Origin of the sequence: Nocardioides sp., assembly GCF_034670285.1 — a bacterium.
Taxonomy (GTDB): domain Bacteria; phylum Actinomycetota; class Actinomycetes; order Propionibacteriales; family Nocardioidaceae; genus Nocardioides.
The window spans coordinates 1-10,017 of the sequence record NZ_JAXMNS010000101.1 but is presented as its reverse complement, the minus strand read 5'-3'; the positions used below and the strand labels follow the sequence as shown (position 1 = coordinate 10,017).

The window sequence follows — 10,017 nt, the reverse complement described above, 5'->3', positions numbered from 1 at the left end:
CCTCGGCCTCGAGACCGTCGGGTTCTTGATGATGAGCCACACCCAGCCCCCCGAGGTGCTGGCCAAGCAGGCGCGGATCATGGTGGACGCCGGCTGCCAGTGCGTCTACGTCGTCGACTCCGCCGGCGCGCTGGTGATGGAGCAGACTGCTGACCGCGTCTCGGCGGTGGTCGCCGAGATCGGCGACGTCGCCGACGTGGGCTTCCACGGCCATGAGAACCTCGGGCTCGGCGTCTCCAACACCGTCATCGCCGCCCGCGCGGGCGCCACCCAGATCGACGGGTCCGTACGACGCTTCGGCGCCGGCGCCGGCAACACGCCGCTCGAGGCGTTCGTCGGGGTCTGCGACAAGCTCGGCTGGACGACCGGGGTCGACTTCCTCACGATCGTCGACGCCTCCGAGGACGTCATCAAGCCCGCCATGCCCGAGGAGTGCCAGCTCGACCGGATGACCCTGATGATGGGCTACGCCGGCGTCTACTCCTCGTTCCTCAAGCACGCCGGCAACGCTGCGGAGCGTTACGACGTCCCGGGCGCGAAGATCCTGCTCGAGGCGGGGCGCCGCAAGCTCATCGGCGGCCAGGAGGACCAGCTCATCGACATCGCCCTGATGCTGCGGGCCGAGGCCGACAAGGCAGCCGCCAACGGCTGACCCCGCTCGACCGCCTCCACCCGTGGGTGTACTGCCCCCGATGTGAGGCGTGTTGAGTGTCCCTACTCGACCAAAACGAGAACGTGTTCTAGTCTTGGTCCCAGAAGCATCCAGACAGGAGCCCTCCCCATGTCCACAACCGCCACCGCAGTCCTCGACGGCGTCCGCGACGTTCTTCCCACGCTGCGTGAGCGCGCGGACGAGACCGAGCGTCTCCGCGTCGTCCCCGAGGCATCCATCAAGGAGCTCGAGGAGACCGGATTCTTCAAGCTCCTCCAGCCGAAGCGTTTCGACGGCCTCGAGGCCGACCCGGTCGACTTCTACACCGCCGTGCGCGACATCTCCGGTGCCTGCGGCTCGACCGGCTGGGTCTCCAGCGTCGTCGGGGTGCACCCCTGGCAGGTCGCGCTCTTCGCCGACGAGGCGCAGCAGGCCGTGTGGGGCGAGGACACCAACACCCGCCTGAGCTCGTCCTACGCGCCCACCGGCAAGGCCACCGTCGCCGAGGGCGGCTACCAGCTCTCCGGCAAGTGGAGCTTCTCCTCCGGCTGCGACCACTGCTCGTGGGTGCTGCTGGGCGGTCTCGTCTTCAACGCCGACGGCCAGGTCGTCGACTTCAAGACCTTCATGGTGCCGCGCGAGAAGTACGAGATCGTCGACGTCTGGAACATGGTCGGCCTCGCCGGCACCGGCTCCAACGACATCGTCGTCGACGACGTGTTCATCCCCGAGGCGTTCACGCTGAGCATGGGGGAGACCGGCCAGTGCCGCGGCCCGGGCCAGGAGCAGAACACCTCCGACCTCTACAAGCTGCCGTTCCACTCGATCTTCACCGGCACCATCACCACCCCCATCATCGGGATGGCGATGGGCGCCTACGACGAGCACGTCGAGATGCAGCAGAAGCGCTCGCGCGCGGCCTACCTCGGTGAGAAGGCCTCGCTCGACCCCTTCGCCGCCGTCCGGATCGCGAAGGCCTCCTCCGAGATCGACGCCGCCTGGGCGCTGCTCGTCAACAACATCCGCGAGGAGCAGTCGTTCATCGCCAAGGGCGAGAAGATCCCGCTCCGCTCGCGCCTGAAGGTCCGTCGCGACCAGGTGCTCGGCAGCCAGCGCGCCATCGACGCCATCGACGCGCTCTTCGAGGCCTCCGGAGGTCGGGCCCTGACCAAGGGCACCTACCTCCAGCGCGCGTGGCGCGACGCCCACGCCGGTCGCGTGCATGCCGCCAACGACCCCGAGCGGGCGCTGCAGATGTTCGGCGCCCACGAGTTCGGCCACAAGATCGACCCGGGGATGTACTGACACGTGATGACGGACTTCTCGAAGAAAGCGACTCGGCGCTCGGCGAAGGCCGGCGAGATCACCCTCAACTACTACGAGGCCGGCGAGGGCTCGACCGAGGTCGGTGCGGGCCTGCCCCTGGTGATGCTGCACGGCGGCGGTCCCGGTGCCAGTGCCTGGTCGAACTTCGGCCCGGCCCTGCCGCACTTCGCCGGGCAGTTCCGCACCCTGCTGGTCGACCAGCCCGGGTTCGGGGCCTCTGACAAGCCGCCCGTGGTCGGCAACTTCTACCGCCACGCCGCTGACCACGTCGTACGACTGCTCGACGAGCTCGGGATCGAGAAGGTCCACCTGCTCGGCAACAGCCTCGGCGGCGGTACGGCGATGCGCCTCGCGCTCACCTATCCCGACCGGGTCGGTCGCCTGGTGCTGATGGGCCCCGGCGGGCTGAGCCTCAACCTCTTCCACGCCGACCCGACCGAGGGGGTGCAGCGGCTGATGGACTTCGGGGCCGACCCGACGCGCGAGGCGCTGCGTGCCTTCATCTCCACGATGGTCGTCAACCAGTCGCTGGTCACCGACGAGCTGGTGGAGGAGCGGTTCGCCGACGCCACCGCCCCCGGTGCCCAGGAGGCCATGCGGTCGATGGGGATGTCGTTCTGGAACCCCGAGACGGCCGAGGACGGGATGCTCTGGCGTGAGGCGCACCGCCTGCGCAAGCACACGCTCCTCACCTGGGGCCGCGAGGACCGCGTCAACCCGCTCGACGGCGCGCTCGTCGCCCTCAAGCTGATCCCCAAGGCACAGCTGCACGTCTTCCCGAACTGCGGCCACTGGGCGCAGATCGAGGCCGCGGCGGAGTTCGCCGAGATCACCACCGCGTTCCTGACGCGCCACGTCGAGCGCCCGAAGGGCTGAGGTCATGACGATCGACATCAAGTCCATGGGCTACGTCCGCGTCGCCTCCACCGACCTCTCGCAGTGGACGACGTTCGCCGGCAAGGTCCTCGGCCTCGCCGAGGGGCGCGGCCCGAACCCCGACCACCAGTACTGGCGCATCGACCAGGTCTCGGCGCGCCTCGTCGTCGTGCCCTCCGACCTCGACCGGCTCGACTGCGTCGGCTGGGAGCTCGCCGACCCGCGGGCGCTCCAGGAGGCACGCGAGCACCTCGCCAAGGCCGGGGTGGCCTTCGAGGAGGGCACCGACGCCGAGCTCGCCGAGCGGCGCGTGCAGGAGCTGATCCGCTTCAGCGACCCGTGGGACAACGTCTTCGAGCTCTTCCACGGCATCACCTACGAGTCGCGCCCGGTCGTGACGCCGTACGCCTCGACGTTCGTGACCGGCGACCAGGGGATGGGCCACATCGTCGTGCCCGTGCTCGACGACGTGGAGGCCCTCGCCTTCTATACCGACGTCCTCGGCTTCCGGCTGCGTGACTCGATGAGCATGCCGGGGGAGTTCGTCGGCAAGGAGCCCGGATCCAAGATCTGGCTGCGCTTCCTGGGCGTCAACCCGCGCCACCACTCGCTGGCGTTCCTGCCGATGCCCAACCCCAGCAAGTGCGTCCACATCATGCTGGAGGTCGACACCCTCGACCACGTCGGACGGGCGCTGGAGCGGGTGCGCAAGCACCAGGCGCCGCTCTCGGCGACCCTCGGGCGACACATGAACGACGAGATGGTTTCGTTCTACGTGAAGTCGCCCGCGGGCTTCGACGTCGAGTTCGGCACCGACGGACTCCAGGTCGAGGACGACCGCTGGGTGGCTCGCGAGTCGACGGCCGTCTCCTACTGGGGGCACGAGTTCGCCGGCGGTCAGTGATGGCTAGCGTGGGCAGGGTGGACAACGTGGACGAGCAGCACTCCGACAGCACCGGGCGCTTGGACGGCCCAGAGATCCCCGAGGGGATGAGCGCCGACGCACGCGAGACCTGGCCGAGCAGCCAGCTGATCTCGTCGTGGTTGACCGACTCCGACGTCGACTTCCAGCTCCACCCCGGCGAGGACCTCGAGGTCGACACCTCCTCGCCCGAGGCGGTCTCGCGCGCGCGCCAGTTCCGAGACGTCCTGGGCCGCTTCGCCTCCGGCATCACCGTGGTCACGACGATGAGCAACGGCGAGCCGATCGGGATGACGTGCCAGTCGTTCTCGAGCGTCTCGCTCACCCCGCCGCTGGTGCTCTTCGTGCCGGCCCGTACGTCGCGGGCGTGGCCGCGCATCCAGCGTGCCGGGAAGTTCTGCGTGAACTTCCTCGCCGACGGGCAGAGCGACCTGTCCAACACCATGGCCAGCCGCGGCGCCGACAAGTTCGCCGACGTCGCCTGGCAGCCCTCACCCGTGACGGGTTCCCCGGTCTTCGACGGCACCCTCGGCTACGTCGACTGCACCATCCACACCGTGCACGAGGCCGGCGACCACTACGTCGTCATCGGCCAGGTCCAGGACCTCGTGATGGGCAACGGCGAGGAGCCCCTGCTCTACTTCCAGGGCAAGTACCGCACCACTGATGGGTGAGCGTCGCTCGACGATCACCTTCTCCAGCCACGGCACCTCCTGCGAGGCCGACTACCTCCTCGCGCACAGCGACGTCCTCACCACGGCGGAGGGACGCCCGTGCGTGGTGATGGCGCACGGCTTCGGCACCACCCGCGACTCCGGGTTGATGCCGTTCGCCGAGCGGTTCGCAGCCGCCGGGTGCGACGTGCTGCTCTTCGACTACCGCGGCTTCGGCGGTTCTGCTGCTCCTGATGGGGGTCCGCGTCAGGACGTCGACCACCGCCGGCACCGGGAGGACTATCACGCGGCGGTTGCGGCAGCCCGAGCCCGACCCGAGGTCGATCCCGCGCGCATCGCCGTGTGGGGGTCCTCCTACAGCGGGGGTCACGTCATCGCCGTCGCCGCCCAGGACCCGACCATCGCCGCAGTGATCAGTCAGGGCGCTGCCGTCGACGGGCTCAAGGCGCTGACCGGACGCGGCAAGGTCCGGGCGCCGGGAACGGTGGCGTCGGGACCGCCCAAGGGCCGAGGACCAGCGCTGGCGCGCGCCGTGCTGGACGATCTGGCCCGTGCAGCGACCCGTCGGCCGCCGCGGACGATCGCCTTCCTGGGCGACGCCGACTCCGGCGCGATGATCTCGGGCCCCGGCGCCGAGCAGTTCGCCGCGCTGACCGGACCGACGTTCCGCAACGAGATGTGCGCGCGCGGGATCCCACGGATCGCGTTCAACCGGCCAGGGCGCCTGGCCGCGAAGGTGGCGTGCCCGACTCTGCTCGTGATCGCCGAGTACGACGAGATCGCACCGTCGACGGCCGTCCACGAGGTTGCCCGTCGGATCGGATCCCCGGCCGAGGTCGTCTCCTACGACTGTGGACACTTCGCGATCTATGCCGGCGAGGAGTTCGAGAGCTCCGTAGCCCGTCAGGTCGAGTTCCTCGGACGGGTGCTCGGCGACCCTCGAAGGTGACCGGGGCGAGTGACGCCCTGGGTCAGAGCTGGATGCGGGTGGGGCTCGCGAGCATCCCGGTGGGGAAGTCGTCCTCGTCGAGAAGCTCAATGGCGTCCGAGTGCGTCTGGTCGAGGTCCGTCGCAGTGGTGGTCGTCATGTCGCCACCCTATTGAGGACGCACGCAAAGATCGCCCTCGACAAGGCCTCAGCGACTGTCGGATGCATCACACGCCGCTGCGGACCGCCCCGTAGGCTGGCGGAGTGACCACCACCGTGCGCCCCGCGCCGCCGCAGGAGCCCGACCTCGTCGGTGCGATGTTCGCCAGCCGGTCCGTCGCGGTGCACTACGCCCGCGGCCTGGTGGGGCTGGTGCTCCTCGTCGCCGGACTCGGTCTCGCGCACCGCTCGCCGGCCTGGCTCCTGCTGGTGCCGCTGACCGTGGTGCTGTGGCGCGGCTGCATGTCGTGCTGGACCCTCGGCCTGATGGCGACCAGGGCCAAGTCCTGCCCCCTGCCCGACTGAGCCCTACAGCTCGATGAGCGCGCGGTGCTCGTGCGCCTGGCCGTAGAGCTGGCCGAGGGCATGGGCGCGCTTGAAGACCAGGTGGGCGTCGTGCTCCCAGGTGATCGCGATGCCGCCGTGCAGCTGGATCGTCTCTCCGGCGATGTGGTCCAGCGCGTCGGAGCCGTACGACTTCGCGATGTGGGCCAGCTCTGCGGCGTTGTCGGCGCCGGTCGACACGGCGTACGACGCCGCCCACGAGGCCGAGCGCGACATCTCGAGCAGCACGAGAAGGTCGGCCATCCGGTGCTTGAGTGCCTGGAACGAGCCGATCTGCCGGCCGAACTGCACCCGGTCCTTGCTGTAGGACACCGTCATGTCGACGGCACGTGCGGCCAGCCCGGCTTGAAGGGCGGTGACGGCCACGGCGCCGACGAGGTCGGCGCGCTCGCGGGCTGTCGCCGCTGAACCGATGACCGTCATCGCGGCGTCGGCGAGATCGACCTCGGCGAGTCGGAGGGTCTGGTCCATCGACTCCACGGCTCTGCGGGTGCACGTCGCGGGGTCGACCTCGACAAGGTCGTCCCCGCGGACGGCGAGCAGCACCGTGGCGTCGATCGCGTCCAGCACCGGAGCGCCGGCGCCGTCGACGAACGCGGCCACCTCGCCTGCAGCGAGGCGCGGCAGCAACCGGCGCTTCGCGTCCTCGTCGGCGCACGCCAGCAGCACCTCGGCGACCACCAGCGACGACAGCAGGGGAGAGGGCGCCAGCGAGCGGCCGACCTCCTCGAGCACCACCAGCGACTCGAAGAGCGAGAAGCCGGCGCCGTCGTACTCCTCGGGGACGGCGAGGGCAGTGGCACCGATCTGCTCGACCAAGGTCTGCCAGAGGCCGACGTCATAGCCGGTCGGCGACGTCACGGCGGCACGCACGGCTCGGGAGTCGGCCCGCTTGGCGAGCAGCCCACGGACCGTGGCGGCGAGCTCGGCCTGCTCCTCGGAGAATCCGAACTCCATCAGCGACTCAGCTCCTCGAGCAGGCGCGAGCGGTGGTGCGCCGGGGTGCCCCAGGCGCTCAGCAGGGCCCGGATCTTGGTGATCCACAGGCTCAGGTCGAACTCCGCGGTGTAGCCGATGGCCCCGTGCACCTGGAGCCCCGTGCGCGAGGCGAGGTAGGCGGCGTCGCCGGCGGCGATCTTGGCGGCCCCGGCCGGCACCTCGCCGAGGGCAGCGCCGTAGACGAGGGGTCGGGCGAAGTCGAGCGCGATCTTGACGTCGGCGAGGGCGTGCTTGATGGCCTGGTAGCTGCCGATCTGGCGACCGAACTGCTTGCGCGCCTTCACGTAGTCGACGCTGTCGGCCAGCACGCGCTCGCCGGCTCCGAGCAGCTGGGCGGCCGTGGCCAGCACCGCGAGCTCGAACGCCTCGCCGTGCACCTCGTCCGTGCTCGCCTCGGTGCCCTCGACCGAGAACAGCCGCCGGGTGCGGTCGACCGAGGTGTGGCGTGCGCCGACGCTCGCGCCGGGTGTCGACCCGACGTACACCTCGTCGGCAACGTCGGCGTCCAGTGCGTACGGCACGTGGGGCGGCAGAGCCAGGGTGGCGATGCCCTCGACCTCGCGGCCCAGGGCCACGGGCAGGTAGGCGGCCGACTCGACCCAGGGGCCGGGGACGGCGTGGCGGCCGAGAGCCTCGAAGGCCACGCAGACCTCGACGGCGCCGGCCTCGGTGGCCAGCATCGTCACGCCCAGGTCGCTCAGGCGCTTCCACAGCGCGAGGCCCGGAGCGGTGTCGTCGTCGGCCCAGGCGCGGGCGACGGCGACGGTGTCGGAGGCAGCGAGCAGCCCCTCGAGGGCCGCAGCGAGGTCGCGCTGGTCGTCGGTGAGGTCGAACTTCACGTGGTGGCTCCCTGGTGAGGCTTGGGCTCGCGGGGCAGGCCCAGGATGCGTTCGGCGACGATGTTGCGCTGCACCTCGTTGGTGCCGGCGTAGATCGGGCCCGAGAGGCTGAAGGTGTAGCCGTCGAGCCAGCGTGACTCGGTCTCCGCCTCCGGGCCGAGGAGGTCCAGGGCGGTCTCGTGGAGGGCGATGTCGAGCTCGGACCAGAAGATCTTGTTGACCGAGCCCGCGGCGCCCATCTCGCCGCCGTCGGCGAGGCGGGTGACGGTGCCCCAGGTGAAGAGTCGGTAGGCCTGCGCCTTGAGCCAGGCGTCCACGACCCCGTCGGCGGCGGACGGGACGGCGTCCCCGTGCTCCGACCACAGCTCGACCAGGCGGTCGGCGGCGGCGCAGAAGCGCCCGGGGGAGCGCAGCGACAACCCACGCTCGTTGCCCGCGGTGCTCATCGCCACCCGCCAGCCGTCACCGGGGGCACCCAGCACGTCGGCGTCCGGCACGAAGACGTCGTCGAAGAAGATCTCGGCGAACCCGGCCTCGCCGTCGAGCTGGGCGATGGGTCGCACGGTGATGCCGTCGGCGTCGAGCGGGAAGAGGAAGTAGGTCAGGCCGGCGTGGCGCTGGGCCTCGGGGTCGGAGCGGAAGAGCCCGAACCCCCAGTGGGCCAGGGCCGCACGCGACGACCAGGTCTTCTGACCGTTGAGCACCCAGCCGCCGCGGTCCTCGTCACGGCGCGCCGTGGAGCGCAACGACGCGAGGTCGGAGCCCGCCTCGGGCTCGGACCAGCACTGGGCCCAGACCTGCTCACCGCTGGCCATCGAGGGCAGGAAGCGGTCCTGCTGCTCGCGGGTGCCGTGGTCGAAGATGATCGGCGCCAGCAGGAAGATGCCGTTCTGCGAGACGCGGCCGGGCGCACCGGCTCGGTAGTACTCCTCCTCGAAGATCACCCACTCGATGAGCGAGGCGCCGCGTCCGTGGTACTCCTCGGGCCATGACACGACCGACCACCGGGCCTCGGTGAGCCGCGCTTCCCACTGCTGGTGCAGGGTCCAGCCCTCGGGGGTGTCCATCGACGGGAGCGGCTCGCGGGGCACGTTGGCCTCCAGCCAGGCGCGCGCCTCGGCCTGGAAGGCGAGGTCGGACTCGGACAGGGTCAGGTCCATCAGGAGGAGGCCTCTCTCAACTCGGTCTTCAGCACCTTGCCCGACAGGTTGCGGGGCAGGACGTCGATCAGCTCGACGTGGCGGGGCACCTTGAAGTTCGCCAGGTGCTCCTTGGCGAACGACGTCACGGCGTCGGTCGTGAGCGCTGGGTCGCCTGGGTGGCCGGCGACGACGTACGCCTTGCCGACCTCGCCCATCCGCTCGTCGGGGATGCCGACCACGGCGACGTCGGTGACGCCGTCCATGCGGAGCAGCGCTTGCTCGACCTCGGCGGGATAGACGTTGAAGCCCCCGGAGATGTACATGTCCTTGAGACGGTCGGTGATGCGCAGGTTGCCGTGCTCGTCGAGCAGCCCGACGTCGCCGGTGTGCAACCAGCCGTCGGCGTCGATGGCCTCGGCCGTCGCCTCGGCGTCGTCGAGGTAGCCGAGCATCACGTGCTCACCGCGCACGAGCAGCTCGCCGGTGCCGTCCTCGCTCGGGTCGGCGATGCGGGTCTCCATGCCGGGTACGGCGCGCCCGCAGGTGGTGGCGACGGTCTCGGCCGAGTCGCCGTCGCGGCACATGGTGACGACGACCGCCTCCGTCATGCCGAACGCGGTCACGACCTGGTCGATGCCCAGCCCTTCGGGCGCCGGCTCGCGCATCCGCTCGATGAGCACGACGGGCACCACGGCCGCGCCGGTGACGGCAAGCCGCAGCGACGACAGGTCGTGCTCGCCACGGGCCGGGGCGGCGAGGATCGACTGGTAGATCGTCGGGGCGCCGGGGAGCACGGTGATCTGCTCGGCCTCGATCAGGCGCATCGTGGCGTCGAGGTCGAAGGTCGCGACGGGGTAGAGCGTGCAGCCGGTCAGCAGCCCCACGAGGATCCCGATCTTGTAGCCGAACGAGTGGAAGAACGGGTTGACCACCAGGTAGCGGTCGTCGGAGCGCACGCCGCCGAGGTCGGCCCACATGGCCGCGACGCCGATGCTCTGGTGGTGGGCTGACAGGGCGCCCTTGGAGCGTCCGGTGGTGCCTGAGGTGAAGAGGATGTCGGCGACGTCGCCTGCCGAGACGGCGTCGGCGCGGGCC

General features: G+C 70.5%; 11 protein-coding genes. 7 read left to right on the top strand and 4 right to left on the bottom strand.

Annotated features, from left to right (window positions below; all coding sequences use genetic code 11):
• From dmpG to VOI19_RS07060, 7 genes are all read left to right on the top strand, one after another.
• Positions 1–652: 4-hydroxy-2-oxovalerate aldolase (gene dmpG, locus VOI19_RS07090; RefSeq protein WP_323792260.1), on the top strand; the 652-nt coding region annotated here is incomplete at its 5' end.
• 129 nt (positions 653–781) lie between these two features.
• Entirely contained in the window at positions 782–1,957 is a 1,176-nt protein-coding gene (gene hsaA / locus VOI19_RS07085; RefSeq protein WP_323792259.1) for a 3-hydroxy-9,10-secoandrosta-1,3,5(10)-triene-9,17-dione monooxygenase oxygenase subunit, read from the top strand.
• Between the two features lie 6 nt (positions 1,958–1,963).
• Positions 1,964–2,854 carry a 4,5:9,10-diseco-3-hydroxy-5,9,17-trioxoandrosta-1(10),2-diene-4-oate hydrolase gene (gene hsaD, locus VOI19_RS07080; protein WP_323792258.1) on the top strand — a complete coding sequence of 297 codons (891 nt, stop codon included), beginning with the start codon at positions 1,964–1,966 and terminating at the stop codon, positions 2,852–2,854.
• Between the two features lie 4 nt (positions 2,855–2,858).
• Positions 2,859–3,758 (top strand): iron-dependent extradiol dioxygenase HsaC, encoded by a 900-nt coding sequence (hsaC, locus tag VOI19_RS07075; protein WP_323792257.1) that lies wholly within the window; start codon positions 2,859–2,861, stop codon positions 3,756–3,758.
• Positions 3,759–3,775: 17 nt separating this feature from the next.
• On the top strand, positions 3,776–4,450 hold the full coding sequence (locus tag VOI19_RS07070) for a flavin reductase family protein (RefSeq protein ID WP_323792256.1): 675 nt from the start codon (positions 3,776–3,778) through the stop codon (positions 4,448–4,450).
• Entirely contained in the window at positions 4,443–5,399 is a 957-nt protein-coding gene (locus VOI19_RS07065) for an alpha/beta hydrolase (RefSeq protein ID WP_323792255.1), read from the top strand. Before VOI19_RS07070 ends, VOI19_RS07065 begins: the two co-directional genes overlap by 8 nt.
• Positions 5,400–5,642: 243 nt before the next feature.
• Positions 5,643–5,903, top strand: a complete 261-nt coding sequence (locus VOI19_RS07060; RefSeq protein WP_323792254.1) for a hypothetical protein — start codon at positions 5,643–5,645, stop codon at positions 5,901–5,903.
• Positions 5,904–5,906: 3 nt separating this feature from the next.
• On the opposite strand, the gene VOI19_RS07055 is transcribed toward VOI19_RS07060, so the two are convergent.
• From VOI19_RS07055 to VOI19_RS07040, 4 genes are all read right to left on the bottom strand, one after another.
• Positions 5,907–6,899, bottom strand: a complete 993-nt coding sequence (locus tag VOI19_RS07055; RefSeq protein ID WP_323792253.1) for an acyl-CoA dehydrogenase family protein — start codon at positions 6,897–6,899, stop codon at positions 5,907–5,909.
• On the bottom strand, positions 6,899–7,780 hold the full coding sequence (locus VOI19_RS07050) for an acyl-CoA dehydrogenase family protein (protein WP_323792252.1): 882 nt from the start codon (positions 7,778–7,780) through the stop codon (positions 6,899–6,901). The genes VOI19_RS07055 and VOI19_RS07050 overlap by 1 nt, the downstream gene beginning before the upstream one ends.
• Complete coding sequence (locus VOI19_RS07045) at positions 7,777–8,940, bottom strand: acyl-CoA dehydrogenase family protein (RefSeq protein WP_323792251.1); 1,164 nt, start codon at positions 8,938–8,940, stop codon at positions 7,777–7,779. Before VOI19_RS07045 ends, VOI19_RS07050 begins: the two co-directional genes overlap by 4 nt.
• A partial coding sequence (locus VOI19_RS07040; RefSeq protein ID WP_323792250.1) for an AMP-binding protein occupies positions 8,940–10,017 on the bottom strand: 1,078 nt, incomplete at its 5' end. The genes VOI19_RS07040 and VOI19_RS07045, both read right to left, overlap by 1 nt.